Consider the following 26,386-nt stretch of genomic DNA (forward strand, 5'->3'; position numbering starts at 1 on the left):
GCATTGATCCCGTTCAGCACCACGGTGGCACCGGCGTCGGCCAACGCCCGCGCCAGCGCATTACCAATCCCCCGGCTCGAACCCGTCACCAAAGCAACCCGCCCCGACAAATCAAACAAAGAACTCATGAGAAGGGGCCTGCCTGCACGAGGTTGGCCGGGGCTTCACCGGCGGCGAGGGCTTCGAGCTGCTTCCGCAGCAGCTTCAGGATCCTGGGCTGGAAGGCGGAAGCGTTGCCGCCCACGTGCGGGGTGATCAGGGCGTTGGGGGTGGACCACAGCGGGTGGTCTTGCGGCAGCGGCTCCGGATCAAGGACGTCGAGGGCGCACTGCAGGCGACCGGACAGGACTTCCTTGGTCAGGGCAGCCGTGTCCACCACGGAGCCGCGGCCCACATTCACCACTAGGGCATCGTCAGGCAGGGCAGCGAGAACCTCTTCACCGACCAACTGGTGCGTGTTCTCACTCAGCGGCAGCACCGAGACCAGGATGTCGTGCGTCGCTGCAAGCTCGGTCAGTTCGGACGAGGCATGCACCTGGCCAAGCTCGTCGGTGCGGGCCGAACTCCCCACCCGCGTGACGGTGACCTCGAAGGGCTCCAGGCGGCGGGCGATCTCGTGGCCGATCCCGCCGACGCCCAGCAGCAGCACGCGCCGGTCCGCCAAGGACCGGCGGCGTTCCGGCCGCCAGAGGCCGTGCTGCGAATCGCGGACCGCCTGGTCGATCCCGCGCAGCTTCGCCAGGATCAGTCCCACGGCCAGTTCCGCGGTGGCGGCGGCGTGTACACCGGAGGCGCTGGCTACACCCGCGGCCGGCCCGGCCGCCTCAATAACCCCGTCGTACCCCGTGGACTGGGTCTGCACGTATTTCAGAGCCGGAACCTGGCCGAGCGAGCCGAGCACGGCGGAGGCGTCGATATACGGGAGGATGACGCCGTCGATCTCACTGAGCGTCCCGCCGTCGGGCTCCGATTTTAGATCCCACACGACCCCTCGCAGCCCTTCGGGTAGGGGCGAGAGATCGGCGAGGAGCTGCCGGTCGGGGAAGCTGACGGTGCGGACTGTTTGCATCGGAAAACCTATCGATCCTGGGGTGTGGGGTGAGCGGGCCGGCGTCGGCGCTTAGCGCCTGTCGAAGGTGAGTCCGCCGGGGACCTGGAAGGTGGGCATGAGTTCGAGCATGCCCACGTTTACGTGCCGGGGTGTCTCCACCGCGTAGTCAACGGCGTTGACGATGTCGTCCGTGGTCAGGGACTCGTAGCCTTCGTAGTAGGTCTTCCAGGCCTCTTCCATGGCCTCGGGGCTGCCGCCCATGTTGCGGCCGAAGATTTCCGTTTCTACGCGGCCGGGGCAGACCTCTGTGACACGGATGCGTTTGCCCACGGTGTCGTTGCGGAGCTGGCGGGAGATCTGGTGCACCGCGGCCTTAGTGGCGTGGTAGACGGTGTGTCCGTAGAAGTTGTAGACGCCGGCGATGGAGCTGATGTTGATCACGTGGCCGTTGTCCCGCTCCACCATGCCGGGAAGGACCAGGCGCGTCAGCTGCAGGAGGGAGCGCAGGTTGACGTCCACCAACTCGTCGATATCCTCTTCCGTCGAGTCGAGGATATTTCCGGGCCGGGAAACGCCGGCGCAGTTGACGAGTACGTCCACGTTGAGGCCGTCCACCGCTGTGGTCAGCGCAGCAGTGTCCGTAAGGTCGACGGCGTGCGGGATGGCTCCGGTGCGGTCCGCCAGTTCTTTCAGGCGTTCTTCATTGCGGGCGAAGGCGTGTACTTGGAGTCCGCGCTTTGCCAGCCGCTCAGCGATGGCGGCACCCATTCCGGTGGAGGCGCCGGTTACCAGGGCCGTTGAGTAGTCAGAAAAAGGCATGGAAGTCTCCAATGAGGGTGGTTGGGTGAAGATTAGGAGGGTTTCGGGGCTGGGGACGTGCTCCCCGGCTCACAACTTGGTGTCAGGCATCCCGGAGGGGAAGGTGCGCCCTGTCCTTGACCGTGCTGACGGCGGCCAGGGTGCCCAGCGCGGTGATGACGGCGTAGAAGGCGGGCATGTAGATGTTGCCCGTGGAGGAAATCAGCCAGGTCATCAGCAGCGGCGCGGTGCCGCCGAAGAGTGCCGAGGAGATGTTGTAGCCCAGGCCGTAGGCGGAGTACCGCACCCGGGTGGGGAACAGTTCAACGATCAGGATGTGGATCACTGCAGTGTGGCCGGCGAACACCACAGCCATGATGCAGGCGCCCAGGATGGCCAGGAGCATCTCGCCCGTAGCTATGAGGGCGTAAGCGGGGATGCCGAGGATAGCCATGGCGATGGCGGACCCGGCGATGACCTTCTTGCGGCCGACGCGGTCCGACAGCGCGCCCATGAACGGGATGGCGATGCAGATGACCACCAGGCTGCAGGCGGTGACCAGGAGCGCGTCGCCGATGGTGAAGTTGAGCTGCTTGCCCTTGAGGAACGTGGGCATGTAGGAGAACAGGACGTAGTAGCCGGAGCCGTTCATGAGCGGGATGAACAGGGCCAGCAGCATGGCGCGGCGGTGTTCGGCCGAGGCGAAGGCTTCCTTCAGAGGGTTCTTGGACAGCCCGCCCTCTTCCTTGAGCTTTACAAAGTTGGGGGTGTCCGCGATGGCCTTGCGGATGTACCAGCCGATGACGCCCATCGGGATGGCCACCAGGAACGGGATGCGCCAGGCGAACGAGCCGAAGCCGCCGCCGTCGATGGCTGCCTGGGTGAGCCAGGGTGACATGGAAAATGCGACAAGCGTACCGGTGAGCAGGGCTGCGAACGAGGCAATCTGGGCGTATGAGGTGATGATGCCGCGCTTGCCTTCCGGAGCGTGCTCGGCGAGGAAGGTCATGGCACCGGCGGCTTCGCCACCTACGGAGAATCCCTGCAGCATGCGGAGCAGGACCAGGAGGATCGGTGCCGCAATGCCGATGGCGGAGTAGGCCGGCAGCAAGCCGATGCCCGCCGTGGCCACGCTGATCAACAGGATGACGAAGACCAGCAGCTTTTGCCGTCCGATGCGGTCTCCGAGGTAGCCACAGACCACGGCGCCGAGGGGGCGAACGAAGAAGGACACGGCGTAGCCGGCGAAGACGAACAGCAGGGCGTTGTCCGGATTGCCGGGAGCCAGGAAGACCAATGCCAAGGTTCCGGCCATAAAGGCGAAGATGCCGTTGTCGTAGAGCTCCACGAAAATGCCGACGCAGCCGGCGGTCACAACTTTGCGGGTCTGCCTGGCATCCAGGCGATCGTTCTGCGGTTTGGCCGCTTGGGTTGACGTTGACATCTTGATCCTTACTTGTTTCTGGTGACTAAGGCCGGACATGACTGAACTCAGCTTCCCGAGGCCGGCATGAGGTCCAGCCAGCTTGCCGGCGCCCCGACGCCGAGCAGGCCAAAGACTGTATTTACTGACGTGCGCAGCGCTTCAAGCTCACGCATGGCGGCACGGTGCCGCCCAGTGGCCTCGGCCACCGTTGTATTGCGGAACCTGATGATGTTCCCGGGCCTTGCCTGCGCGAGGACGTCCAGCGAGCGGCTGGTGACCACGCCAAGAACCGGGTAGCCGGCAGTCACTCCCCGTCCGCGGTGGAGTACCAGGAGTTCTTCCCGGGACGGGACCTCAATGGCTCCGACAGGGACGCCCCTGGAGAGTACTTCGGCCCTCGATTGCCGTTCCGGCAGCGCCCCACCGAGGCGCAGGCCGATGTGGTTGCTCCGGCCACTGACGGTGTAGCTCGTCTTGAATAGGAGCTCCGCGGTTTCACCGAATTCGGCGATGTCCGGTCCGTCTGTGACGTCGATGACCGGGTGGGCACTGACGCCGGGTCGGGAAAGTCCCAGCCGGAACAGAGGAAGGTCGAAGTACGGTTGCCTGATGGGCGGCACAGTCTCCCGGGCCCCGAGAGTGGTTCCGTCGGTGAGTTTCAGGCCGAATCCAACGACGGTGTCCGGTGCGCAGCTGCCCAGCAGCATCGGGGCGTCCAACGCGCCATGCACGGCGATGTAGGCACGCAGCCCGGTGTTCATGCTGCGCAGGGCCACGGTTTCCCCTGCCAGGACAGAAACTGGTTCCCACTGGGGGCACTCGCGTCCGCCTACAGTCAGGGTTACGGGCGCCCCGGTCACGGCGATGAGCAAATCCGTGTCCGCGCGCATCCGGAAGTCCAGCGCCGTGACTTCGAGCAGCGGATCATTGTCCTTGTTCCCGGCCAGGATGTTGGCGGCCCGTGCCGAAAATTGGTCCAACGCCCCGTTCACGGGGAGCCCGTACCGCGGCCCCTTGAACCGGCCCAGGTCCGTCACGACGGAATGGCCCGCTTGCAGGATGGTCAGGGTCCCGCTCATTTCGACGCCTCCAGTTCAAGGCCCGCGTAGCGCTCGAAATCGGCGGCGGTGATCTCGTGGAACCGGAGCAGGTCTCCGGGCAGGTAAGGGACGAGCGGTTGTTTGTCAGGGTTCAGCACTGTCAATGGCGTCTGTCCGATGACACACCACCCGCCGGGAGCCACCGCGGGGGCGATCACTGCCTGACGGCCTGCGACGGAGACCGCGCCCGCCGGCACGGAAAGCCGGGGGTCCTTAAGCCGTGGTACGGGCAGTGGGAATTCCGGACCGTCCATCATGGGGGACCCTGCCGGAGCGCCGAGGCATCGGATGATATATGACTTGGCGGTGTGCAGGGCAATGATCTCTGAGACGGGCAGGCCCTCGTGGTCCGCAACCTTCTGGAGGTCCGGTCCGTATTCGCCGCCGTAGACCACCGGGACGTCGAAGCGCCGGGGCATACGGGCGGGTGCGCCAACAAAATCGAGCTGGCGCATGCCCAGGAGGACGAAGGCCCGGATCTGGCGCGCAGAAGTGACATAGGGATCGAATTCGACCAATACCGAATCATAGGTGGGAACCGCGCAGTGGACGCCGTCGACGTCGGCCATCTCAAACCATCCCGCGAGCGCATGGACCGCTGCCCAGTTCCGTTCACGGTCAAGGGATGTTGCGACGACGCGAACCGCGGCGTCGCCTGACTCGTGTACCTCGATGGGTGTTGGGGTGTCAGGCATCTCAGGCCGCTTCCGCTTTGGCTGCCAGAACCTGGGCCAGCGGGGCAATGGTGACGCCGGCGGCGGTCAGCTCCTTGCGGATGAGGCGGGCCAGGTCCACGGCGCCGGGGTTGTCCCCGTGGAGCAGGATGGTGTCCGCTACGACGGGAAGCTTCAGGCCGGATGCAGATTCGATGACGCCCTCGCACACCATCCGGATGGTGCGGTCGATGATTGTTGCCGGGTCGTGGATGACGGCCCCAGGCTGGCTGCGGGGCACCAGGGTTCCGTCGTCTTCGTAGGCGCGGTCGGCGATGCCGACAATGCCCACCGGCAGCCCACGGCTTGCCGCCGCCTGGGAAAGCTCACCATCCTGGGCCAGGACGATCAGGTCCGGACGGACGCGGTGAACGGCATCGGCGACGGCCGCGGCGTAGTCAGGACGTGTGGCGACGAGGTTCCCCAACCGCCCGTGGGGGGCGATATGGGAAACGCGGGTGCCGTGGTAGCCGGCGAAGGCCGATAGGGCCCCGAGCTGATAGAGGACATCATTGCGGACCTCATCGGCAGTAAGGTCCATGGTGCGCCGTCCAAAGCCCCGGAGATCGGGGAAGCTCGGGTGTGCCCCGATGCTGACACCCCGGCGGACGCATTCCGCGACCGTGCGGGCCATGATATCGGGGTCTCCGGCGTGGAATCCGCAAGCGATGTTGGCGCTGGAGACGATTTCAAGAAGTGCGCTGTCATCACCCAGGGAGTAGGCACCGAAGCCTTCACCGAGATCTGCCACAAGATCAACTGTGCGACCCATAGTGTGTGCCTTCCCTTCATTGTGTACTGAGCTGGAATGCCCCGTAGGGGCCGAAAAAACATTGGGCCAACTGCTGCAGTCCCGCCCTATTCAAGGGTGGCACCGTGCGCTGCCCCACACAAAGACGTAATCGGTGTCACGGGATAGGCCCCAGTTATGACCGGCGCCTATCCGGTTCCGCTAACGCAGGGCCTTGCGGAGCCCCATGACGCGCTCCACCACAACCACTACGGCGAGCGAGATCAGGATGAGGATGACGGACAATGCTGCGACCGCTGCATCGGCAGAGTTCTCCACATACCGCAGGACCTGTACGGGCAGTGTCGGCAGCCCTGATTCAGCAACAAACAGCGAGATGACTGCCTCGTCGAATGACACGATGAAGGCTATGACGCCACCGGCAATGACGCCGGGCTGGATGATTGGAAGGGTGATCCGCCGGAAAACCGTCCAGGACCCGGCGCCGAGGATCCTGGCCGCCGCTTCACAGGAGGTGTCAGTGGTGGCAAGGCTCATGAGCGTTGTCCTGATGACAAACGGGATGGTGATGGCCACATGCCCGATGATGATTCCCGTGTAGGTGTTGTTCAGTTCCAGGGGCCCGAAGAGCAGGACCATGCCGAGGGCCAGGACAATGCTGGGGATCAGCAGCGGGGAAAGGAAGAATGACTGCACCGCTGCCTTGGCCTTGAACTCAAACCGGTCCAGGGCCAGCGCCACCGGAACGCCGAGGGCCAGCACGATAACAGTGACAACGACTGCCACGATAAGGCTGACCCGCATGCCGTTCATGAAAGTGCTTTCCTCCGGCAGCATCTCATACCACTTGAAGGTCAGGCCCTCCGGCGGAAACGACAGGTACTGGTTGGAGGCGAACGAGACGACGAATACGATCAGCAACGGCGCCAGGAGGAAAAGGTAGAGCAGGAACACCAGGATGCCGAACGCCGGCTTGGCCGGGTTGAACCGTGGTTTGAATAGGCGTGCCTCGGACATGGCTAGCCTCCGATCTTTTTGGTGAGGCGCTGGTAGACCGCGATGATCAGTCCGAACAGGACCAGCAGGATGACGGATAGCGCTGCGGCGAACGGCCAGTTGAGCAGTCCGGTGGTCTGGTCATAGATTTCCGTTGCCAGTACCTGGACGCTGCCGCCGCCGAGGAGGCGGGGGGTGATGAACGTACTGATCGACAGCACAAAGACCAGCAGGAACGCCGTGAGGATGCCGGGCAGGCTCAAGGGAAGCGTGACCCTGGTGAACACTTGCAGCTTGCTCGCGCCCAAGGAGCCGGCCGCTTCTTCCAGTTGGGGGCTGAGGCGCCCGAAGCCGGAGATCATGGCGAGGATGGCATAGGGCATAAAAATTTCAACGAGGCCGATGGTTACCCCGGTCATATTGTTCGTGAGCTTGAGGGGTGCATCAATCAGGCCCATTCCGTCCAGCGTGGAGTTGACCAGGCCGTTGGTACCCAGGATCACCATCCATCCATAGGTCCGCACAACGGCGGAGGTCAGCAGGGGTGCGATGGCGACGGCGATGAGCAGCCCGCGGTATTTGCTGGTGCTCCTGGCGAGGAAGAGTGCCACCGGGTAGGACACCAGGACGCAGAGGACGCCCACGGTGACACCCATCTGGAAGGTGTCCAGGGTGACCCGCCAGTAGTAAGGATCGGTCAAGGGCTGAATGTAAGTGTCCAGCGTGAATGTCTCTTCGATGATTCCGTCGGGAGCGCCCCTGTTGAACGACATCCTGACCATGTAGGCCAGCGGGAAGACAAAGCTGACTACGAGGCCGAGGAGACCCGGCAACAGAAGGGCGAGGTAGGTGCGCCGGTTCCGGCGTCTGGTAGCCTTTTCCAGCTCACCTTCAGCAGCACCGGCTCGGAGGACGGCCGGGGTCTGTGTCTCTGTGACGGTCACGCTGCTGGTGCTTTCACTGCGGCAGGCAACAGGTATGCGTCCTGTTCATCCCACGAAAGGTAAGCCGCGTCGCCTGGACGTGGCAGGTCGCCGCTTGAAGTCGGCATTTGTGCCTGCAGGACGCGGTTGCCGGCCTTGACGGCCACGGAGACAGCATCGCCCGTGTAGCTGACGCGTTCAATAACGCCCGCAATGGCTTCGACCCCCGCAGGGTGCATGGCCACGCGGAGCCGGTGGGGGCGGATGACCAGTTCATGCGTGGAACCGGCCAGGCCTGGTGCGCCCACTGCACCGAACTGCCCGAGGTCATCGATGGAAACCCGGTAATGCGTTTCACCCCTGGCGGCAGAACCTGTCTCTGACACGACCCGGGCGGTGAGGAAGTTGGCTTGGCCAATGAAGTTTGCGACGAACCGCGTCCGCGGACGTTCATAGACCTCGGTGGGGGAACCGAACTGCTCAATGAGCCCCCCGTTCATGACGGCGATACGGTCCGCCATGTCCAGTGCCTCGTCCTGGTCGTGCGTAACGAACAGTGTAGTCGCCCGGGTCCGTTGCTGGATGGAGCGGATCTCAGTCCGCATCGTTTCGCGGAGTTTCGCGTCCAGGTTGGACAAAGGCTCGTCCAGGAGCAGGAGGGTGGGCTCCACGACCAGTGCGCGTGCCAGGGCGATGCGCTGTTGCTGTCCGCCGGAAAGTTCCCGGACCTGCCGCTTGGACAGGTGTCCCAGCTGCACCATGTCCAGCGCACCGGCAACGCGGCGTTTCTGGTCGGCTTTGGAGGTCTGGCGCATTTGCAGCCCGAACGCCACGTTCTGTTCGACATTCATATGCGGAAAGAGGGCGTAGGACTGGAAGACCATCCCCATGCCCCGCTTGTTGACGGGAGTGTGGGTGATTTCCTTGCCATCAACCACGATGGAGCCAGCGGTCGGATCCATCAGGCCGGCGACCATCCGCAGCGTGGTGGTCTTACCGCAGCCTGACGGGCCGAGGAGCGCCACCAGGTGCCCCTCTTCCACCTCCATGTTCAGGCGGTCGACGGCCGGTTCAAGACCGGCAGCGTATCTCTTGGTCAGATCCACGATCGACAGTTTTGTTTCAGTCACGATTTCAGTTCTCCTGAAGCAGGGTGTGGGGAGGGGCGCCGTGGTGACGGCTACTTGGTGATGATCTGGCGCTTCCAGGTGTCAGTCCACTTGTCACGGGCCGAAGACAGGAACGCAACATCAAGGGGAACGATGTTCAGGGAGCCGTCAGTGGGAACCACTCGGTCCTTGACCTCGGCCGGAAGTTCGGCGTTGGTGACGGAAGGCGCATAAAACAAGGCCTTAGCGAACGCGGTCTGCGCCTCGGCGGACAGTGCGTAGTCAACGAAGGTCTGGGCAGCCGCCTTGTTGGGCGCATCCTTCACGACGTTCACGGTGTTGATCTGGTAGACAGTGCCTTCCTTGGGGAAGGTCACGCCCATCTTCTTGTTGCTCTGGTCGCTGTAGAACTGGCCGCGGGCGTTCTGCCCAAGTCCCAGCACCGTCTGGCCGGTGATCACGTTTTGGTATTCGTCGGGGTTTGGCGCGAAGGTCTGGACGCCTGGTGCCATTTCCTTCAGGCGTGCCACAGCCTTGTCGATGCTCTGCGTGTAGTCCTCCCCTTCCATCTTCGATGTGATGGCGGTCAGGGAAAGTCCCAGCAGGGAGGGCGGAGCGTTGACGTTGATCTTGCCCGCGTATGCCGGATCCCAAAGCACTTCCCAGCTTTCAGGGGCTTTGGGGAACGTGTCCGTGTCATACAGTAGGCCAACGGCGTCGAGCATGACTACCGGCCCGAACCCATCCTTGTTTTTGAACTGATCCGGCACGTTCGCCAGGTTCGGAACGGCGGCGGCGTCAATCTTGTCGAAGAGTCCCTGGGTGTTGCCTGTTGTTGAAACCGAGTTGTCCATGATTGCCACGTCCGTGGCCGGGTTGTTCTTCTGCCCCTGGAGGGCGCTGAGCATTTCGGCGGAGGAACGCTTGGACGCGTAGTTGATCTTGATGTCCGGGTACTTGGCCTTGAAGGGTTCGATCACGGCGGCCGTGTACTGGTCCTGCCAGACCCCGGAGTAGGCAATCAGGTTTACCTCGCCCGACGTTGCACTTGAGTTTCCCGCACTGCTGGACCCGGCGTTGCCCCCGCAACCTGTGAGCACAAGGGCGGCTGCTGTCGCGGCAGCAGCTAAAGCGATCTTGCCTTTACTGATAACTCTCATTGTGTCTCTTCCTTAATGAGGGGAACCCGGGATCATTGAGCATCGGATTCTTGGGATGTTCCTAGAACATATGGAGGAAATATTTCTGGAATGTAAAGGAATGCAGCATTTTCTGTAACTGGAACCATTTATGCAAAAGCCCTATAGGGGCATCATCGCCGCTTATGGCTCGTAGGGATATAATCGGTTTGTCACAGAAATTATGTTCTGGAGATCAACTTAGCGTCCGAGATGTGGATCACACAAAGACCTATTGCGTATCCCGCCATAGAATCCGGATATGACCCGTCGGGGCTTCAGGGCGCCGCAGACGAAGGAAACGCCGGTATGGACACTCGAAAACTCGCCTACTTTGTGAAGATCGTTGATTCGGGAAGCATCACGAAAGCGGCCGCTGCCTTGCATGTGGCACAGCCTGCCCTGAGCCAGCAAGTGTCAGCGCTTGAAACGGACTTGAAGCAGAGGCTCCTGATCCGAAGCAAGCAGGGCGTCCAGCCCACGGCCGCCGGCCACACGCTCTACCGGCATGCGCAGACAATCCTTCGGCTCGTGGAACAGGCCCGGCAGGACGTGGCCAGTTCCGGGGCGGCGCCTGCGGGACGAGTGTCCATTGCGATCGCGCCGTACAGCATGGCCTCGAGCCTCACGCCGCGCATAATCGGGGAGGTGGCCCGCCGCTACCCAGATATTGTGCTCCATTTGACGGAGATCTACGGCGGTGTCCTCAGCGAAGCGATAAAGAACGGCAGGCTGGATATGGCCCTTATTTACGAACCTGGGCCTATCCGCGGCGTGCAGTTCACCACGATGATCGTGGAGGATCTGCACCTCGTGGTGAACGCCAGGAACGTTTCGGCCGCCGTTGCGGGCGAATCGGGCGAAATCACACTTGAGCAAGCTTCGGAATTCGGCTTGTTCCTTCCGGAGCAGAACCACACTCTCCGCCAGATCATCGAAACCGGTCTGCGGAACAAAGGCCTAAGTCTCCGTCTGGTCGGCGAAGTCGAGTCCGTGCCTTCCCTGACTCGGCTCCTAGAGGCTGACATGGGCGCAACCATCTTGCCGAAGTCAGCAGCGGACGCCCTTTTCCATGAGGAGGACTTCCGAGTCCTCCGGATTGTAGAGCCCGGACTGCAATGCAAAATAGCCCTTTGCACGCCGGACCACGAACCATTGTCAGAGGCGGCATCCGCCGTCCTTATGGTCTTGAAGGAAATGCTCCAGGAAATGCTAAGTTCCAGATACGCGAGCTAGCGCGCCACCCAAACGTTTTCCTTATCATGACAGTTATATTTGGTCTTAGTAATTGCACTCCCGCGAATCTAATCTGTAATTGAAGGCCGGATCAGCCGGTAATAGGTTTCTTAGCTGAAATTACTTGATTGGGAGCACGTCGTGAAAAAGATCAGCAGCGCGCACCGGGACCCTTCGAGCGGCAGCCGCTTGGCGGCGAGGACTGTTTCCCACTGCCCGGCCAACGGGTTCTGGATTCCCGAAGGCCAGCCGGGCCAGGCAGTCTTCGTCTTTGAGGGCAGCATCATGCCGGCCGGCTCCTCCGGTGCCACGGTCTGGCTCCTGGACAAAACCATTTCCGGGCCGCCCGCTTATCCCCTGCCAGGGCCGCAGCGCTCATACGCGATGGCCCGCTCGCTGGCTGGCTGAGTTCCGGCTGCCTCGGTCCCCGGACACTGCCCCAAGCCACCGCGCGAACTGGCAGCTAGTACCCTCATATCCGTGTGACTTGAGGGTACTAGCTGCCAGTTCGCGCTTAATTGGCTTTCGCGTACCAGTGCCGCCGCACGGGATTTCTTCCGCGCGACGGCACTTGGTCTGTTACTAGGCGTCTTCGACCAGCAGGCCCTTTGCCTTCAGCACCTCAGCCAGGTTGCACAGCTCTATGGTGGTGCCGCCTTCGTGGTAACGGCGGATAAGGTCGCGCTCGGCGTCGTCGCGTTCCTGGGAGAGGCGGATAACGTCTTCCACTTCGTCCTTGCGGACCACAACCACGCCGTCGGCGTCCCCCCGAAGGATGTCGCCGGGGTAGATGATCTCGTCGCCGAAGACCACCGGGTGGTTGATGGGGCCGATGGTTTCCTTCACCGTGCCCTTAATGGAGACGCTGCCGGAGAATACAGGCAAGCCCAGTTCAATCAGGTCCTGGGTGTCGCGGACGCCTGAGTCAGTGACCAGTCCGGCCAGCCCTTTGGCCTTCATGGCGTTACCCAGGACGTCGCCAAAAGTGCCGGCCTCTTCGAATTCGCCGGCCGAGACCAGGACCACATCGCCCGGCTCGGCATAGTGGATGGCTACCTGCAGCATCAGGTTGTCACGCGGGGCGCAGCGGACAGTCAGCGCGGGTCCGCAGAAGGACATACTGCGGTCGATGGGCTTGATTCTGGAGCTGAGCGCACCCTTCCTGCCCTGGGCTTCGTGAATGGTCGCTGAGGAGAATTTGGCAAGCCTTTGGACGGCGTCCGCCGTCGGCCTGTCAACTTTTGTATTGACGTGGATCATGTCGTTGTCCTTCGGTTTGAGTATTGATCAGCTGAGGGCCTGGACGGCCTTGTCGATGGCGGCGATCGATTCTTCGATGATGTCGAGGCTTGTGGCGTAGGAGATGCGGAAGTAGGGGCCAAGTCCGTAGGCCGATCCCGGGATCGCTGCCACCGATGCGTGGTCCAGCAGGTAAAGGACAAAGTCCTGGTCGTCGTGGATGGTGGCGCCCTCCGGCGTCGTTTTGCCGATGGCCCCCGCACAGTTGACATAAGCGTAGAAGGCTCCTTCCGGCGTCGCACACGACAGGCCGTCGACGGCGTTGAGCCCGGCTACTGCCGCATCGCGTCGACTGCGATAAATTTCGACGCTGTCCCGGACGAAGCCCTGATCGCCGGTGAGGGCTGCGGCGCTGGCAGCCTGGCTGACGGAGGACGGGCAGGAGGAGATCTGGGACTGGAGCTTGTTGATCGCGGCAATCAGGGGGGCCGGACCTGCCGCGTAACCCAACCTCCAGCCGGTCATGGCGTAGGCCTTGGACACACCGTTGACGACGAGGACGCGGTCCTTCAGCCCCGGGGCTACCTCCACCAGGCTGGGCAGCCTGCCGCCACCGAAGTAGATCTGGTCGTAGATTTCGTCCGTCAGGACATAGACGTGGGGGTAGCCGGCGAGGACGTCCGCGAGCGCACGGAGTTCCACCGGGGAGTAGACCGCGCCGGTGGGGTTGGACGGCGTGTTCAGGATGACCCATTTGGTCCGGTCAGTGAGGGCTCCGGCAAGGGCATCCGGTGTGAGCTTGAATCCGACGTCCTCGCCGCAGGGCACAACGACCGGTGTGCCATCATTCGCGAGCACCATGTCCGGGTAGGAGACCCAGAAAGGGGCGGGCACAATCACTTCGTCACCGGCGTCGAGGGAGGCCATGAAGGCGGTGAAGATGACCTGCTTGGCGCCTCCGCCGATGGTGAGTTCGGCTGGAGTGTAGTGGAGGCCAGTGCGCAGCTCGATGGTCTTCAGGATGGCTTTCTGCAGCTCAGGGGTCCCGGTGACGGAGGTGTACTTGGTCTCCCCCTTGCTGATGGCTTCAACGGCTGCGGCTTTGATGTGATCGGGCGTGTCGAAGTCTGGCTCGCCGACCGTCAGGTCCAGGATCCGGCGCCCTTCTGCCTTGAGCTCACGCACGCGGGCAGCGGCGGCAACGCTGGCAGAGGACTTGATGCGGGATACCCGCGTTGCAGGTACAAATTTAGACATGGTCTCTTCCTAGGGGCTCAGGAGACAGCGGTACTCACTTCCTTTGACACTAGGGAAATCCGGCGGGTCTGGATAAGACCTAAAGTGCGTGGACGGATAAGCGTCCCTTATGGCTGGAGGCCACACGTTCCGGTTATGGGTCCACGCACTATTGGTATTTCCGTGGCAGGGCGGACCTGTCTAGCCTTCTAGGTAAGCTGGCCCGCTCAGCGCCATCCCAACCGAGGAGTGCTCTTGGCCCTAACCCACCATGCCGACGGCGGTGGCTACCGATACCGGGGCAAGCGGAAGCCCGACACAGCTGCTGTCCAGGCGGAAAAGATCCGGGTGCTCCTCCGGGAGGAGCGGCAACGGATTACGTTCAACGCGAGCAGCATCCGCTCCCTGGCGGTCCGTCTGAACCAGCAGATCGCCCAAGCGCTGTGCGACGGGATGAAAATAACCAGCTTGGCCGGCGCCGCGGGCCTGTCGCGCTGGGCTGTGCGCACCATTGGCCTGTCATCTGACGGGCTGTTCCCATCGGGCGTTCCGGCGGAGCATCATCTGGCCATCATCGGGGAGCTGAAGTCAGAGATGGCCGAACTGGAGGAGTCGAAGGCCGTCCTCCTAAGGAGGCGCCTGAAGCTCTTGGCCACAGCCCGCCGTCTCGGGGTCTTGGATGACTACGAGCTCGCAGCGCTAAGCGGACTCCAGCGGGAAACCGTCCGGAAGATGACATGGGGACTGCAGCCAGCGCCGGTCAGCCAAGCTGTGTAGGCCGAACGGTAAGCCGGGCACCAGCCGGTTCCTCTCAGGTTGCTCCACGCCTATCATCGCGGTGAGTACAGGCGTAGCGTCTATCCAAGGGAGCAAGACTGCGGTTGCCGATTGGACCCAGAATGGCCTGACGCCGCCGGTCTTGAGCCACTGCAAGGAGGCGGGAATGGCTGGCTGGAATGCAGACACGGCCGCCGGGCCGTTGGGGTCCGGCACCGTTACGTTGGTGGAAGGATCATCCTTCTGCATCTCCCTGGCAAATGGGGACATCCATCCGGAACATCCGCACGGGGTTTTCCATGAGGACACACGCATCCTCTCGCGCTGGAACCTGGCCATCAATGGGCAGTCCCTCGAGCCGCTGACAGCATCGACGCAGGAACCCTACAGGGCCTTGTTCATTGGCCGCGTCCCCCGCTCCGATGGGTACGCGGACAGCCCCCTGATCGTGGAGCGCCTGCGCGAAGTCGGTGCCGGGATCCTGGAGGAGGTCACCATCCGGAACTACTCCTCCGATGAAGCCCAATGCCTGGTCGCCCTCACCGTTGAATCAGACTTCGCGGATCTCTTCGAGGTAAAGGAGGCCCGCATCCAGCGGCGCTGGGATGAAGCCCGCCATGCCGACGGCGACTCACTGACCATCAGTGCCACCTGGCAGGACGTCCGGAAGGGTGTCATCGTCAACGCCAGTGGCGCCGAGGCCACCCCTGAGGCCCTTACCTACCGGGTGGTTGTTCCGCCGCGGGGATACTGGAGCACCACCCTGGCTGTGGTGCCCACCGTCGACGGGGCGGCTCCGGCGGCTTCGTTGGTTCGTCCGGCCCGGGGCGAAACCTCCCCCAGCGATCGTCGCCGCCAGGCATGGGTGGCGAAGATTCCCAGGCTGCATATCAGCAACCGCTCGATCGAACGGACCCTCCGGCGCAGCTACGACGACCTGGGCGCGCTCCGCATTGAAGATCCCGCCCATCCGGAGCGGATCGTCGTGGCCGCCGGCGCGCCGTGGTTCATGACGCTCTTTGGCCGGGACTCGCTCTGGGCCTCCGAAATGGCGTTACCGGTGGACCCATCCCTGGCATTGGGCACCCTGCAGACCCTGGCGGACCGCCAAGGCCGCGTAGTGGATCCCATGAGCGAGGAGGAACCGGGGAAGATCCTGCACGAGGTCAGGCTCGGCGTCTCCAGCGGCCTGTCCCTTGGCGGAAAATCCGTTTACTACGGCAGCGTCGATGCGACTCCGCAGTTCGTCATGGCTCTCGGGTCGGTCAGCCGGTGGGGTTTTGCCAAGGACACCATCACTGCACTGCTGCCCCACGCCGACCGCGCGCTGGATTGGATTCGGAACTATGGGGACAAAGACGGCGACGGGTTCGTCGAATACCAGCGTCTCAACGATCAGGGCCTCATCAACCAGGGCTGGAAAGACTCCTGGGACGGCGTCAACTTCGCGGACGGCCGTGTGGCGGAACCCCCGATCGCGCTCTGCGAAGTCCAGGCATTGGTCTACTCCGCCTTCCTTTCCCGTGCGTGGATAGCGTATGACGCCGGCGACGCACCTTTGGCCGCCGAACTGGCCACCGAAGCGGCTCAATTGAAGAAGCGGTTCAACGAAGCGTTCTGGATGCCTGACCGCGGTTACTACGCCATCGCCTTGGATGGGAAGAAACGGCAGGTGGACGCGTGCGCGTCCAACATGGGGCAGTGCCTGTGGCACGGCATCGTCGATGAGGACAAAATTCAGCAGGTTGCAGAACGGCTTATGTCCCCCGAGATGTTCAGCGGCTGGGGCATACGAACCCTCGCCAGCGACATGGGCGCCTACAACCCGGCCAGTTACCACAACGGCTCGGTCTGGCCGCACGATAACGCCATCATCGCGGCCGGCCTGATGCGTTACGGCTTCGTGAATGAGGCACAGCGGATCGCCACGGCACTTTTCGAGGCGGCCGATTACAGTGATGGCCGACTCCCGGAGTTGTTCTGTGGCTTCAGCCGCGAGCAAGTACCCGAGCCCGTGCCGTATCCGACGGCGTGCTCCCCCCAGGCGTGGGCAGCGACCACACCGATCATGTTGATTACCAGCCTGATGCGGTACGACGCCCACGTTTCCCGGGGCGGATTCTGGATGGATCCGGCACTCCCGGAGTCGTACGGCAGCCTGCACCTTACAAACGCGCCCATGGCGGGAAGCCGGATCACCATCGATATCGCCGGGTCCGAACCTTCCGTGCAGGGTCTGCCCGACGAAATTACCTTCCACCGTGAACACCGGCCCTGGCTGACCGAACTGATGGAGGAAGCCGGGCTGGGCGGCACGGGCTAGGTGCTTCACCACTGTGGCTACGGTCAGCCGTGTGCCTGTCCCGCAGGTCAGACGTGCTGGTCGACGAGCACCGGGTTGCCGTCCGGGTCCACCACCATGAAGCTCGCCGGCCCGGTGGTTGATTCGTCGGCCTCGGCAACGAACTCGACGCCTTTGCCTTTCAGCTCCCGCTGGAGTTCGCGCACATCGGTGAAGGAGTCCACCGCCTCGGCGTTCTGGTTCCAGCCCGGGTTGAACGTGAGCATGTTCTTCTCGAACATCCCTTGGAAGAGCCCGATCACTGTTTCACCGTTCTTCAGGATCAGCCAATTCTGGGTGATGTCACCGCCGAAACTGGTGAAGCCCAGTTTCTCGTAGAACGCGGCAGAGGCTGCGATGTCCTTGACCGTGAGGCTGATCGAAAAGGCACCAAGCTGCATGGGTTACTCCACTCTCCAAGGGGGACGGGTATTCCGATGGTACGCCTGCCGATCCGTCGATCGGCGATGTGCACCTCCAGCTGGATTCCGCTGCGGGCAGCGTCTAGCGTGAGTTCCATGTCAGCGTCCGATCCATCAGCGAAGTCCGGCGGCAACCCATTGCTTGTCCTGGGAAAAATCACCTCCATCCTGGATGCTTTTTCCCTCTCCAAACCGGTCCTGTCGCTGAGTGATATCCGCGAGCACACCGGCATGCCCACGTCCACGGTGCAGCGGCTGGTCACCAACCTGACCTCGCAGGGGTTCCTGGACCGTGAGGAGGATGCCTACCGCATCGGCATGCGGATGGCCTACTGGGCGGCCCCGGCAACCCGCGGCATGGAAGTGGTGGACATCCTGGGTCCGTTGCTTAAGAAGCTGCGCGACACCACTGGTGAGACTGCGTGTTTCTTCAAGTCGGAGCAGCATTACCGCGTGTGCGTGGCCCTGGCCGAAACGCGCCACGCCCTTCGCCGGGAGATGCACCTCGGCAAGGTTGCCCCGCTGTATGCAGGTTCCGCCGGCCGGGTCCTGCTGGCGTGGGATCCGGAGCTGATGGATGCCGTCCTGCGCGATCCCCTGACTCCGATCACGGAATCCACCATCACCACCTCCGAGGACCTGGCCGTGGCCGTCAAAAAGACCCGGCGGGACGGGTTTGCCATCACGGTCGGCGAGCGCGAAGACGGGGCGTCCGGCCTGTCCGCCCCTGTTTTCGACTCGGCAGCCGGCCTGGTGGGTGCGGTGACCATCAGCGGACCTACCCTCCGGATGCCGCTGGAGACCTGCGAAGCCTGGGTGGAGCCCCTGCTCACCACGGCGGAACACATGACCAGGCTGATCGGTGGCCGGTTTCCCGGCGAGTCCTAGACGCACCGGGAAACCGAGGAAAGCTACAGCGCGGCGATGGTCTTTCCGGCAGCCCGCATCGCAGCAGCGTCGGTGGCGATGAGGATGTCCGCGAAGTTCTCCGCATAGTCCCCCAGGTCCTCCGCTACGGAACCCACTACGGCAATGACGGGAATCTGCCGTCCGGAGTTCCGCACCCGTTCGAGGCTCGCTGCCATCGCATCGGCGGGGCTGAGCCGCTCGGCAGAGAGCCCACTCGCCTGTGTCACCTCGACGACGGCGGTCCCGTCGGCTGCCAGCCCGATGCTCGCCTGCAGCGGCTCACCCCAGGAATTGACGACGTCGACAGTCACGGGTGACGCGCGCAGGCTGCGGCAGAGCGCGTCGAAGGTTCCTTCCCCGCCGTCGGCGACGGGCAGTTGCGTCGCCGGACGCCCGCCGTCGTTGACGCCCGCAGCGATGGCCGCCGCCACCTCGGCCGCCGAGTACGTCCCCTTGAAGCTGTCCGGGGCAATAAGGACGGTCATGCCGAAGGGATCTGGTTGACCGCGTGCGGAGGCGTGCGTCCTTCGGCGATAGCGATGGCGTTGAGCGCGCTTAACCGGGCCATTTCGCTGCGGACCCGCACGGTGGCGCTGCCGACGTGCGGCAGCAGCACCGTGTTGGGCAGCTCTGCGAGTCCGGGCGCAAGTCGCGGTTCGTCCTCGAAGACGTCCAGGCCGGCACCGGCAATCTCGCCGGTGCGCAGGGCATCCACGAGGGCCGCCTCGTCCACCACGGGACCGCGGGCGGTGTTGATCAGGATGGCGTCCGGCTTCATCCGGGACAGCACGCCATCGTCCACGAGGTGCCGCGTCTGGTCGTTCAGCGGGACGTGGAGGGACAGGAAATCGCTGCGTTCCACGAGCTCGGGCCATGGCACTTGCCGGACCTTGCCGGCGAACTCGCCGAGTTCCTCTTCGCTGACGGGACGCTCTCCCGGGGGACGCGGCGCGAAAACCACCTCCATGCCGAAACCCAGCGCACGCCGGGCGGTGGCGCGGGCGATCCGGCCGAACCCGGCCAGGCCCAGCACGGCCCCGGAGACGTCCCGTCCCAGCATGAACTCCGGTTCCCAGCCCTGGAACTTTCCGTCGCGGACCAGCTGGTCTGCTTCCACTACGCGGCGGGCGGTGCCGAGGATGAGCAGCATGGCGATGTCCGCCGTCGCGTCCGTCAAAACCCCGGGAGTGTTGCCAACAACGATGCCGTGTCGCGTTGCCGCGGCGACGTCGATGTTGTTGTATCCCACAGCGTAGTTGGAGACGCCCTTCACCCTGGCGTCGGCCAGGAGCGGCTCGTCGATGACGTCGCGCAGCTGGGTGAGGACCACGTCGTAGTCCCCCGAAGCGCACAGCGCAGCCAGCGTGCGGTAGTCAGGCGGCTCGGGCAGCACGGTGATCTGGCCGGCGTCGGACAGCAGTTGAAGCCCCGGTTCCGGGATGGCGGTGGTGACGAGGAAATGGCTGCCCATAGTCAGTTGCCTCCCGTTGTGCCGGACTGGAGTGCGTCCTCAAAGGGAAGGACCCAGTCGAAGGCTTTGGCCTTGGACCGGGCGCCCTGGGCAGCCTTGGAGCGGTTGGGTTCCCCCAGTTCGGCCAGCAGTTCCTCGGACAGGACCACGAGGTCCGCGAAGGCGTCCGTGGTCAGCCACTCCGGGCGGGTGGCGAACAGGATGTCTTCGCTGGAGGTGTTGCCGCTGGCACCCGGGGCGAACGGGCAGCCGCCGAGGCCGCCGAGGGCGCCGTCCACCATGGCTGCGCCGGCCTGGATGGCGGCGAGGGTGTTTGCTACTCCCAGGCCCCACGTGTCATGGCCGTGATAGACGATCCTCCGGGCCGGGGACTCGTCCCGGACCCGGGCGATCAGCCCGGCAACCTGGGCCGGGATGGCCTGCCCCAGGGTGTCGCAGATGACGATGTCCGTGGTGCCTTCGGCCCGGGGATCATTGGCGATGGACAGGATGCGCTCCTCGGGCACATAGCCTTCGAACGGGCACGTGAAGGATGTCGCGATGCACAGCTGGATCTGGCCGTTGACTGCCCGGGCGTATTCCACCGCCTCGGGCAGGGCGGCCAGGCTTTCATCCGTGGTCCGGCCGATATTCGCCTTGTTGTGGGAATCCGATGCCGACAGGCAGTACTGGAAGTTCCTCGCGCCGGCGGCCGAAGCCTTGGCTACATGGCCGGGGGTGGCCACCCAGATCCAGCATTTTTCCAGTTCCTCCGGGCTGAGGGCCTGGACCACCTCCAGGGTGTTGGCCATGGTGGGCACAAGGTCAGCGCGTGCCATCGAGCCGAGCTCGATGGCCGGAACGCCCAGCCGGATCAGCTCCCGGACGGTTTCGACTTTCCGCTCGGTGGAGAGCATTTTCCCGGTGAGCTGCAGCCCGTCCCGGAGGGTCACGTCCCGAAGGATGGTGTTCCCGAGCGTTGTTGCGAGGCTGGTTTCGTTGGGGTTCATGGCTGGAGGGCCTCCTCGCGGCCGGAGGCCGCCGTGATCTCGGCGGAGTCCATATTGAGGAGCCCGCGGAGGATTTCATCGGTGTTTTCGCCCAGGTCCGGTCCGAGGTTCCGGATGGGCAGCGACTGGTCTCCAATCACCGGGACGATACCGGGGAAGCCCACGCCGGGCAGGAGCTCCTCCCCGGTGGAGACGTCGAATTTCTGGATCATGTTCCGGGCCGCGTACTGGGTATCAGTGCTGATGTCCGCCGCGGTGTAGATGGGACCGGCCGGAACACCGGCGTCATCCAGTGCTGCCAGGGCGTCGGCGGCGTCCAGTTCCGCCGTCCAGGCGCCGATGGCCTGGTCCAGCTCTTCGCGCTTCGCCCAGCGGCCGGCGTTGGTCTGCAGGGTCGGATCCTCGGCCAGGTCCGGGCGGCCGATGGTCTGCATGTAGCGCTGGTAGATCGAGTCCCCGTTGCCGGCCACCACGATGCTGGCGCCGTCCTTGCAGATGTACGCGTTGGACGGGGCGATCCCTTCCATCCGCCCGCCTACCCGCTGCCGGTCCACGCCGTAGGCCTGGTAGTCCGGAATAAGGGATTCCATCATGGAGAACATGGCCTCGTTCAGCGCAACGTCGATAATCCGCTCGGTGAGCGGCACCGCGCCAGCCGCGTCCCGCCGTCGTGCTTCCCGTTGGTAGAGGCTCATCATGGCGCCGAAGGCGGCGTAGAGGCCTGCGATTGAGTCCCCGATGGAGACCCCCACCCTGACCGGCGGGCGGTCCGGGTCACCCACGAGGTTCCGGAACCCGCCGTAGGCTTCGGCGACGGCGGCGAAGCCTGGCCGTTCGGACAGCGGCCCCGTCTGCCCGAAGGCTGAGATCCGGGTGATGATGAGGTCCGGGTTGGCTTCGTTGAGCACCTCCGGGCCGAGGCCCCACCGCTCCAGCGTGCCCGGCCGGAAATTTTCCAGCAGGATGTCCGACTTGGCGGCCAGTGCCAGCACGGCCTTCTTGCCGGCCTCGGTCCGAAGGTCCAGGACCACTGACTTCTTGTTGCGGTTGATGGTCCGGTAGAGCATGGAGGTATCGCCTTTATGCAGGCGCCAGTTACGCAGCTCATCACCGGTTCCCGGCCGTTCAACCTTGATCACTTCGGCGCCGAAATCGGCGAGCAGCCTGCCAGCGGTGGGCGCCGCGATGTAGTTTCCGAGCTCCAGGACGCGGACTCCCTCCAGGGGCGCGATGCGTGTCTGTGTCATGTCATTCTTCTTTCGTTGGCGTGTGCCTGGACGGACGGAGCTGATCCGGTCAGAACAGCAGGCTCATGGGCAGGATCAGCAGGATCGCGACGACGGAGGCCACCGAGACCCCCACCGTCACCGACTTCAGGGCGCCCCTCACACTCTGCCCCAAAAGGGACTGCAGGAGCCAGAAGGTGTTGCTGGTGACATGAACCATGAAGAGCGATCCGGCGCCGGCGGCAAGAGCCAGGAGAACCGGGTCCAGTCCGATGGCCGGCGCAATCGGTGCCAGCAGTCCGGCCGCGGTGATGGCTGACAGCGTGACGGAGCCGACGGCGATGTGCAGCACAGCCGCGATAGCCCAGACCACCAGCAGCGGGGCAACGGTGCTCGCCGAGAAGAATCCGCCCAGGATGTCGCCGAGGCCGGCCGCGGCGACGGTTGCCGCGAGGGACCCGCCCACACCGGTGAGGATCAGGATCTGGCCGCTTTCCTTGAAGCCCACGGTGATGGCCTGTTCGACTTTTTCCTGGCCGATGGCGGCGCGGGTGACGAGGCACGTGCCGATCAGTCCGATGAGCAGGGCGATGACGGGCTCGCCGAGAAGCTGCAGCCAGGGCATTTCGATGTCCAGGATCTCCATGATCGCGCCGGCGCCGATGAGGAGCAGCGAGGTCAGGAGCGGGGCGAACAACAGGATCAAGGGTGCCTGCTTCCGTTCGCGTTCAGCCACGGTGACTGTTCCACCGCCGGGCTGGGCGCCTGGCGCCGTGCCCTGCCCGCTGCCGCCGGAAACGCCGGCCGCTGTGTGGCCGGCCGCTGGCTGGCCGGCTGCTGACTGGCCGGCTGCAGGCTGGCGCGTCCCGCCGTCGTACTCTTCCTCCCCCTCGCGGTCCTCTTCCTCCACGAAGGTGTGGTCCTCGTCCCTGGCTTCGTTCCAGAAGCCGCGGCGGAACAGGAACGTCATGATGGCGATGGAGATGACGATGGTGGGGATGACCAGGAGGAGCCCAAACAGCAGCATCTTGCCGAGCGGCACGTTCAGCAGGCCGGCGAGGGCGAGGGACGCGACGCCGGGGACCGTGAAGACGATGCCGCATTCGAGGGCGATGGCCATGGCGGTTGCCATCCGGGCGGTCCCGAGCTTGCCGATTTTCGGAGCCAGCTTGCGGGCCAAGGGGGCGGAAATCACGAGCAGCACGTCCAGGAAGATGGACTGCAGGACCGTTCCGATGGCCAGGCCCATGGTGTAGGGCAGGCGCTTGGGGCCGAAGGTGTCCAGCAGGTGCTCCACGAGGCGGCGGATGGCGCCGCTCTGGTTGAGGATGGAGCCCATCAGGACGCCGAAGGCGATGAGCAGACCCACGTCCACCATGATCTCGCCGAAACCGGAGGTGATGGTTTTGACTGTTTTTTCGACGCCGAAGCCGGCGGCGAGGCCCAAGTACACCGAACCGATGACCAGGGCGATGACGGGATTAACTCTGAAACGGACAATCAGGACCACGGCGGCGAGGACCGCAACAGCCGTGTTGATCAGGACAGCTATGTCTTGCATGTTGGGGAATCCGATCGTTGGGCCTTCCACATTGAAGGCTTGGGAACAGATGTGCACCGTGAGGGAGGCCACATCTCTAAACCCATATTATGGGATGGAACTCACAATGCAAGACTTTTCGCCTTTTATGTCCAGGTTAGAGGCACCCCAAGCGGTCCCAGCGGACCTATTTCGGGCAGCACAAAACGGACGACGCCGGGGGATTCCCGGCGTCGTCCGTTTCAGTTTTATGCGGTCCCCGGCCGCCGACTACGGCTTTTTGGTGGTTCCCGCAGTCTTCGCAGTCTTTGCAGTTGTTGCGGTCTTTGCAGTTGCGGAGCTGCTTGAGCTCCTGGCAGCGCCGCTGGAGGTGGTGTCCTTGGGGTTGTCCGCGTCCTGGAGTTCCACTTCAGCGGTGGCCTGGATGAGGGCGAGCAAGTCGGGGTCGAGGCCCGGCGCGAATTCCTCGCGGCGCTCCGGCGAGATGGTCATGGGGAAGCCCTCGGGCATCACGTCGGTGCTGAGCTCGGTGCCGTCGTTGGAGGGCGATGCCCCGCGGTAGAGCTTGCCGGCTTCGCTGAGGTTGTCCGCGCTGAACGTGTACTGGATGCTCTGCAGCCCCACGTCCAGCAGCTTTTTGACCTCGGGGAATTGCTCCGCGTTGGTCTTGGGGATGGGCAGCACCCTGCCCCAGTTCACGCCGAGGCTTTCCAGAGCCTTGGCGAAAGCGTTCTCGTGCGCCTGGTCCCGGACGATCAGGTAGGCGATGGTGGACCGCGCCGTTTTGTTCTCTGTCATCTCGTAGATCCGGCATTTCTGCAGCCGGCCGGTGGATTCCAGCATCAGGTTGTACAGCAGGTCCAGGACCAGGTTTCCGCTGTTATAGACGTAGGATCCGCTCCAGGGGTTGCCGGCCGCGTCCACGGGCAACGCACCCTGGGCGCCTACCAGGTAGTGGTGGATATTACTGGTGTCCAGGGCGATTTTAAGCGGCGTGGCACCTTTGGCGCCGGGCTGGTCCACGGGATCGGTCTTCTTGCCCTGGTACCGCGGGGAGCCGTCCAGGAGCTGGGAGATGGTGGTGCCGATGAGCTCAACGTGGCTGATTTCCTCGGTCCCCACCCCCTGGAGCAGGTCTTTGTAAGGCTTGGACGCGGGGTCGCCTCGGAAGTTCATGCTTTGGAACAGGTACTGCATCATGGTGCGCATCTCGCCGAACTGCCCGCCCAGCCCTTCCTGCAAAGCGTTCGCCGCTGCGGGGTCCGGCTCGTCGGCGGCGATTTCGTTGATCAGTTGCTGGGTATGCAAGTACATGGATCTTCCTCACTTTTTGATCTGGTACCTCGGGTGGACTGCTGGTTTCAATGAAGGGAGTCGGGCCCGGCTGCGGTTTTCGATGGAGCCCGGCTGAGCGTACGACGGCGGTGCGGCAAGGTGGGGCGCGCCGGCTGCGGGGCTCCCGCGGCCGCGGTTGGCCGTGGCCGCCTCAAGCGCCACACGTCCGGCGCCGGTGAGCCCGATGACAAAGTGACGCGGGTCGCGCGAAGGCTGGCTCCTGCTCACCAGCCCCGCGATTTGCAACCTGGCGAGAATCCTGCCGATGGTCCGGCTTCTGGCGTGGACGGCGGTGGCCAGCTGTTCCCGGTTCCGGGCGCCGGCGGCAAGGCCTTCTAGTGTGATGACCGCGGCGCGGGTCAGCCCCAGCGCGACGAGAACGTCATCCTGGCGGCGCTGCGCCAACCTCGCCGACAAGGACAGAAGGCGGCAGCCGTTCCGGATTTTTCGGTCTGAGTCGGCGATCATCGCAAGCTGCCCCTTCCTTGGGACTATCCGGTGTGGGGCCTACCATAAGCATGCTTAGTATCTGTTTGGCAAGGATGCCTGGCTTTTATCTTGAGGAGCGGGCTTCTAACGCTCGACCGCGAACGCTCCCCTTAGTGCCGGGCCTTGCATATTCAATAGCAAGTGTGCTTAGTATCTAGTTAGTAATCATGCTTACTATTGCGAAGCCAGCAGTGCTGGCGGCTCTTGCCAGCGAAACCCTTCACGAAAGAGAGCGACCATGACTGAAAACCAATGGCCCCAAACTGCGTCCCCAGCGACCCTGGACCAGTACGGCAACCCAGCGCCCACGGCTGGACAAGCTGGCGGATCCGCCTCCAGGACCGAGGCCGTCAAGGGCGAGGCTTCCCAGGTAGCCAGTCAGGCCACGGGTGCGGCCAAGGATGTGGCACAGACGGCCAAGGCAGAGGCTTCCAACGTGGCCGCCGAGGTACGGACCAATGCCCGGGACCTCCTGCACCAGGCCAAGTCGGACCTCACCAGCCAGGCAGGAACCCAGCAGCAGAAGGTTGCAGAGGGAATCCGCTCCGTCTCCTCGGAGCTGCGCACTATGGCGGACGCCTCCAACCAGCCCGGCGTAGCGTCAGACCTCATCAGGGAGGCCGCCGACCGTTCGCAGTCCGTGGCATCCTGGCTCGACAGCCGGGATCCCGGTTCGCTGCTCACAGAGGTAAAGAGTTTCGCCCGGCAGCGTCCAGGCACGTTCCTTCTGCTGGCTGCCGGCGCGGGCGTCCTTGCCGGACGGCTCACCCGCAGTTTGGCCGCCGGGGCACCGGAAGCCTCCGGCCAGGCGTCCGCAACTGCCCCGAGGTCCGCGCCGATGACCGCTCCCCGGACCGCCCCGCAGGCTGGCATCCGCCAGGAGACCGTGTTTGCGGCAGGCGATGACCGCGGCTTGTTTGAAGAGCCCTCCGTCTCGGGCAGCCCGATGTCCACCCAGTCGTTGCCAACCGGCACCGCTGCGGACACCCCACTGCGCGAAGAAGATGATCCGTTCCGCAGCAGCACGGCACGGGATGCGGAAGGTCGTCACCTGTGAGCAGCCAGATGCCGGAGACTCCTGCGTCAGCGGCGCATGCGAAGGCGGATAACACGTCCCTGGGTGACCTGCTT

The 26,386-nt window shown here is 63.9% G+C and carries 27 protein-coding genes; 6 read left to right on the top strand and 21 right to left on the bottom strand.

Features of this window, described 5'->3' with window-relative positions; translation table 11 throughout:
• The 11 genes from V9L17_RS20690 to V9L17_RS20740 all read right to left on the bottom strand — a co-directional run.
• The coding region (locus V9L17_RS20690) for an SDR family NAD(P)-dependent oxidoreductase (RefSeq protein WP_337352739.1) at positions 1 to 128 on the bottom strand (128 nt) is incomplete at its 3' end.
• Positions 125 to 1,069: a 2-hydroxyacid dehydrogenase gene (locus V9L17_RS20695; protein ID WP_337352725.1), complete on the bottom strand. Its 945-nt coding sequence runs from the start codon at positions 1,067 to 1,069 to the stop codon at positions 125 to 127. The genes V9L17_RS20690 and V9L17_RS20695, both read right to left, overlap by 4 nt.
• Positions 1,070 to 1,120: 51 nt before the next feature.
• Complete coding sequence (locus V9L17_RS20700) at positions 1,121 to 1,870, bottom strand: SDR family oxidoreductase (protein WP_337349100.1); 750 nt, start codon at positions 1,868 to 1,870, stop codon at positions 1,121 to 1,123.
• A gap of 82 nt (positions 1,871 to 1,952) precedes the next feature.
• The gene (locus V9L17_RS20705) at positions 1,953 to 3,293 is read right to left on the bottom strand and encodes an MFS transporter (protein ID WP_337349101.1); all 1,341 of its coding nucleotides are present in this window, start codon (positions 3,291 to 3,293) and stop codon (positions 1,953 to 1,955) included.
• Between the two features lie 47 nt (positions 3,294 to 3,340).
• Positions 3,341 to 4,354 carry a biotin-dependent carboxyltransferase family protein gene (locus tag V9L17_RS20710; RefSeq protein ID WP_337352726.1) on the bottom strand — a complete coding sequence of 338 codons (1,014 nt, stop codon included), beginning with the start codon at positions 4,352 to 4,354 and terminating at the stop codon, positions 3,341 to 3,343.
• Positions 4,351 to 5,070 carry a 5-oxoprolinase subunit B family protein gene (locus V9L17_RS20715; RefSeq protein ID WP_337349104.1) on the bottom strand — a complete coding sequence of 240 codons (720 nt, stop codon included), beginning with the start codon at positions 5,068 to 5,070 and terminating at the stop codon, positions 4,351 to 4,353. Before V9L17_RS20715 ends, V9L17_RS20710 begins: the two co-directional genes overlap by 4 nt.
• 1 nt (position 5,071) lies before the next feature.
• The gene (locus tag V9L17_RS20720) at positions 5,072 to 5,860 is read right to left on the bottom strand and encodes a LamB/YcsF family protein (protein WP_337349105.1); all 789 of its coding nucleotides are present in this window, start codon (positions 5,858 to 5,860) and stop codon (positions 5,072 to 5,074) included.
• A 180-nt stretch (positions 5,861 to 6,040) separates the two neighbouring features.
• Positions 6,041 to 6,856: an ABC transporter permease gene (locus V9L17_RS20725; RefSeq protein ID WP_337349106.1), complete on the bottom strand. Its 816-nt coding sequence runs from the start codon at positions 6,854 to 6,856 to the stop codon at positions 6,041 to 6,043.
• Positions 6,857 to 6,858: 2 nt separating this feature from the next.
• Positions 6,859 to 7,779 (bottom strand): ABC transporter permease, encoded by a 921-nt coding sequence (locus tag V9L17_RS20730; protein ID WP_337352727.1) that lies wholly within the window; start codon positions 7,777 to 7,779, stop codon positions 6,859 to 6,861.
• The gene (locus tag V9L17_RS20735; protein WP_337352728.1) at positions 7,776 to 8,888 is read right to left on the bottom strand and encodes an ABC transporter ATP-binding protein; all 1,113 of its coding nucleotides are present in this window, start codon (positions 8,886 to 8,888) and stop codon (positions 7,776 to 7,778) included. Before V9L17_RS20735 ends, V9L17_RS20730 begins: the two co-directional genes overlap by 4 nt.
• Positions 8,889 to 8,938: 50 nt before the next feature.
• A complete protein-coding gene (locus tag V9L17_RS20740; protein WP_337349109.1) occupies positions 8,939 to 10,027 on the bottom strand; it encodes an ABC transporter substrate-binding protein in 1,089 nt (362 codons plus the stop codon).
• A gap of 327 nt (positions 10,028 to 10,354) precedes the next feature.
• Between V9L17_RS20740 and V9L17_RS20745 the strand changes: the two genes are divergently transcribed.
• Together V9L17_RS20745 and V9L17_RS20750 are read left to right on the top strand one after the other, a co-directional pair.
• Entirely contained in the window at positions 10,355 to 11,281 is a 927-nt protein-coding gene (locus V9L17_RS20745) for a LysR substrate-binding domain-containing protein (protein ID WP_337349110.1), read from the top strand.
• A gap of 141 nt (positions 11,282 to 11,422) precedes the next feature.
• The gene (locus V9L17_RS20750; RefSeq protein ID WP_337352729.1) at positions 11,423 to 11,689 is read left to right on the top strand and encodes a hypothetical protein; all 267 of its coding nucleotides are present in this window, start codon (positions 11,423 to 11,425) and stop codon (positions 11,687 to 11,689) included.
• 174 nt (positions 11,690 to 11,863) lie between these two features.
• Here V9L17_RS20750 and V9L17_RS20755 read toward each other — a convergent pair whose 3' ends face one another.
• Both V9L17_RS20755 and V9L17_RS20760 read right to left on the bottom strand, forming a co-directional pair.
• Complete coding sequence (locus V9L17_RS20755; protein WP_337352730.1) at positions 11,864 to 12,541, bottom strand: 4-carboxy-4-hydroxy-2-oxoadipate aldolase/oxaloacetate decarboxylase; 678 nt, start codon at positions 12,539 to 12,541, stop codon at positions 11,864 to 11,866.
• A gap of 27 nt (positions 12,542 to 12,568) precedes the next feature.
• A complete protein-coding gene (locus V9L17_RS20760) occupies positions 12,569 to 13,777 on the bottom strand; it encodes an aspartate transaminase (RefSeq protein WP_337352731.1) in 1,209 nt (402 codons plus the stop codon).
• Positions 13,778 to 14,011: 234 nt separating this feature from the next.
• Between V9L17_RS20760 and V9L17_RS20765 the strand changes: the two genes are divergently transcribed.
• Entirely contained in the window at positions 14,012 to 14,533 is a 522-nt protein-coding gene (locus tag V9L17_RS20765) for a hypothetical protein (protein ID WP_337352732.1), read from the top strand.
• A 166-nt stretch (positions 14,534 to 14,699) separates the two neighbouring features.
• Positions 14,700 to 16,856 (top strand): amylo-alpha-1,6-glucosidase, encoded by a 2,157-nt coding sequence (locus V9L17_RS20770; protein ID WP_337352733.1) that lies wholly within the window; start codon positions 14,700 to 14,702, stop codon positions 16,854 to 16,856.
• A 47-nt stretch (positions 16,857 to 16,903) separates the two neighbouring features.
• Here the strand turns inward: V9L17_RS20770 and V9L17_RS20775 are convergent, their stop codons facing one another.
• Positions 16,904 to 17,275 (bottom strand): VOC family protein, encoded by a 372-nt coding sequence (locus V9L17_RS20775; protein WP_337349116.1) that lies wholly within the window; start codon positions 17,273 to 17,275, stop codon positions 16,904 to 16,906.
• Between the two features lie 117 nt (positions 17,276 to 17,392).
• On the opposite strand from V9L17_RS20775, the gene V9L17_RS20780 reads away from it, so the two are divergent.
• Entirely contained in the window at positions 17,393 to 18,184 is a 792-nt protein-coding gene (locus V9L17_RS20780) for an IclR family transcriptional regulator (RefSeq protein ID WP_337352734.1), read from the top strand.
• 23 nt (positions 18,185 to 18,207) lie between these two features.
• Here the strand turns inward: V9L17_RS20780 and V9L17_RS20785 are convergent, their stop codons facing one another.
• From V9L17_RS20785 to V9L17_RS20815, 7 genes are all read right to left on the bottom strand, one after another.
• Positions 18,208 to 18,690, bottom strand: a complete 483-nt coding sequence (locus tag V9L17_RS20785) for a glycerate kinase (protein ID WP_337352735.1) — start codon at positions 18,688 to 18,690, stop codon at positions 18,208 to 18,210.
• Positions 18,687 to 19,676, bottom strand: coding sequence for a 2-hydroxyacid dehydrogenase (locus V9L17_RS20790; protein ID WP_337352736.1), 990 nt, complete (start codon positions 19,674 to 19,676; stop codon positions 18,687 to 18,689). Before V9L17_RS20790 ends, V9L17_RS20785 begins: the two co-directional genes overlap by 4 nt.
• Positions 19,677 to 19,678: 2 nt before the next feature.
• Positions 19,679 to 20,665, bottom strand: a complete 987-nt coding sequence (locus V9L17_RS20795; RefSeq protein ID WP_337349118.1) for a hydroxymethylglutaryl-CoA lyase — start codon at positions 20,663 to 20,665, stop codon at positions 19,679 to 19,681.
• Complete coding sequence (locus tag V9L17_RS20800) at positions 20,662 to 21,912, bottom strand: CaiB/BaiF CoA transferase family protein (protein ID WP_337349119.1); 1,251 nt, start codon at positions 21,910 to 21,912, stop codon at positions 20,662 to 20,664. Before V9L17_RS20800 ends, V9L17_RS20795 begins: the two co-directional genes overlap by 4 nt.
• Before the next feature lie 49 nt (positions 21,913 to 21,961).
• Positions 21,962 to 23,452: a GntP family permease gene (locus V9L17_RS20805; protein WP_337349120.1), complete on the bottom strand. Its 1,491-nt coding sequence runs from the start codon at positions 23,450 to 23,452 to the stop codon at positions 21,962 to 21,964.
• A gap of 249 nt (positions 23,453 to 23,701) precedes the next feature.
• Positions 23,702 to 24,745, bottom strand: a complete 1,044-nt coding sequence (locus V9L17_RS20810; protein ID WP_443198054.1) for a manganese catalase family protein — start codon at positions 24,743 to 24,745, stop codon at positions 23,702 to 23,704.
• A 9-nt stretch (positions 24,746 to 24,754) separates the two neighbouring features.
• Positions 24,755 to 25,234, bottom strand: a complete 480-nt coding sequence (locus tag V9L17_RS20815) for a MarR family transcriptional regulator (protein ID WP_337352737.1) — start codon at positions 25,232 to 25,234, stop codon at positions 24,755 to 24,757.
• Positions 25,235 to 25,493: 259 nt separating this feature from the next.
• Between V9L17_RS20815 and V9L17_RS20820 the strand changes: the two genes are divergently transcribed.
• Positions 25,494 to 26,312, top strand: coding sequence for a hypothetical protein (locus V9L17_RS20820; RefSeq protein ID WP_337352738.1), 819 nt, complete (start codon positions 25,494 to 25,496; stop codon positions 26,310 to 26,312).
• The last annotated feature ends 74 nt before the right edge of the window (positions 26,313 to 26,386 follow it).

It is taken from the genome of Pseudarthrobacter sp. CCNWLW207, from assembly GCF_037203945.1.
GTDB lineage: Bacteria > Actinomycetota > Actinomycetes > Actinomycetales > Micrococcaceae > Arthrobacter.

Coding starts and splice junctions, on each gene's coding strand:
- V9L17_RS20695 (WP_337352725.1), bottom strand. CDS start 1,069: ATGCAAACAGTCCGCACCGTCAGCTTCCCCGACCGGCAGCTCCTCGCC.
- V9L17_RS20700 (WP_337349100.1), bottom strand. CDS start 1,870: ATGCCTTTTTCTGACTACTCAACGGCCCTGGTAACCGGCGCCTCCACC.
- V9L17_RS20705 (WP_337349101.1), bottom strand. CDS start 3,293: ATGTCAACGTCAACCCAAGCGGCCAAACCGCAGAACGATCGCCTGGAT.
- V9L17_RS20710 (WP_337352726.1), bottom strand. CDS start 4,354: ATGAGCGGGACCCTGACCATCCTGCAAGCGGGCCATTCCGTCGTGACG.
- V9L17_RS20715 (WP_337349104.1), bottom strand. CDS start 5,070: ATGCCTGACACCCCAACACCCATCGAGGTACACGAGTCAGGCGACGCC.
- V9L17_RS20720 (WP_337349105.1), bottom strand. CDS start 5,860: ATGGGTCGCACAGTTGATCTTGTGGCAGATCTCGGTGAAGGCTTCGGT.
- V9L17_RS20725 (WP_337349106.1), bottom strand. CDS start 6,856: ATGTCCGAGGCACGCCTATTCAAACCACGGTTCAACCCGGCCAAGCCG.
- V9L17_RS20740 (WP_337349109.1), bottom strand. CDS start 10,027: ATGAGAGTTATCAGTAAAGGCAAGATCGCTTTAGCTGCTGCCGCGACA.
- V9L17_RS20745 (WP_337349110.1), top strand. CDS start 10,355: ATGGACACTCGAAAACTCGCCTACTTTGTGAAGATCGTTGATTCGGGA.
- V9L17_RS20755 (WP_337352730.1), bottom strand. CDS start 12,541: ATGATCCACGTCAATACAAAAGTTGACAGGCCGACGGCGGACGCCGTC.
- V9L17_RS20760 (WP_337352731.1), bottom strand. CDS start 13,777: ATGTCTAAATTTGTACCTGCAACGCGGGTATCCCGCATCAAGTCCTCT.
- V9L17_RS20770 (WP_337352733.1), top strand. CDS start 14,700: ATGGCTGGCTGGAATGCAGACACGGCCGCCGGGCCGTTGGGGTCCGGC.
- V9L17_RS20775 (WP_337349116.1), bottom strand. CDS start 17,275: ATGCAGCTTGGTGCCTTTTCGATCAGCCTCACGGTCAAGGACATCGCA.
- V9L17_RS20780 (WP_337352734.1), top strand. CDS start 17,393: ATGTCAGCGTCCGATCCATCAGCGAAGTCCGGCGGCAACCCATTGCTT.
- V9L17_RS20785 (WP_337352735.1), bottom strand. CDS start 18,690: ATGACCGTCCTTATTGCCCCGGACAGCTTCAAGGGGACGTACTCGGCG.
- V9L17_RS20790 (WP_337352736.1), bottom strand. CDS start 19,676: ATGGGCAGCCATTTCCTCGTCACCACCGCCATCCCGGAACCGGGGCTT.
- V9L17_RS20795 (WP_337349118.1), bottom strand. CDS start 20,665: ATGAACCCCAACGAAACCAGCCTCGCAACAACGCTCGGGAACACCATC.
- V9L17_RS20800 (WP_337349119.1), bottom strand. CDS start 21,912: ATGACACAGACACGCATCGCGCCCCTGGAGGGAGTCCGCGTCCTGGAG.
- V9L17_RS20805 (WP_337349120.1), bottom strand. CDS start 23,452: ATGCAAGACATAGCTGTCCTGATCAACACGGCTGTTGCGGTCCTCGCC.
- V9L17_RS20810 (WP_443198054.1), bottom strand. CDS start 24,745: ATGTACTTGCATACCCAGCAACTGATCAACGAAATCGCCGCCGACGAG.
- V9L17_RS20815 (WP_337352737.1), bottom strand. CDS start 25,234: ATGATCGCCGACTCAGACCGAAAAATCCGGAACGGCTGCCGCCTTCTG.
- V9L17_RS20820 (WP_337352738.1), top strand. CDS start 25,494: ATGACTGAAAACCAATGGCCCCAAACTGCGTCCCCAGCGACCCTGGAC.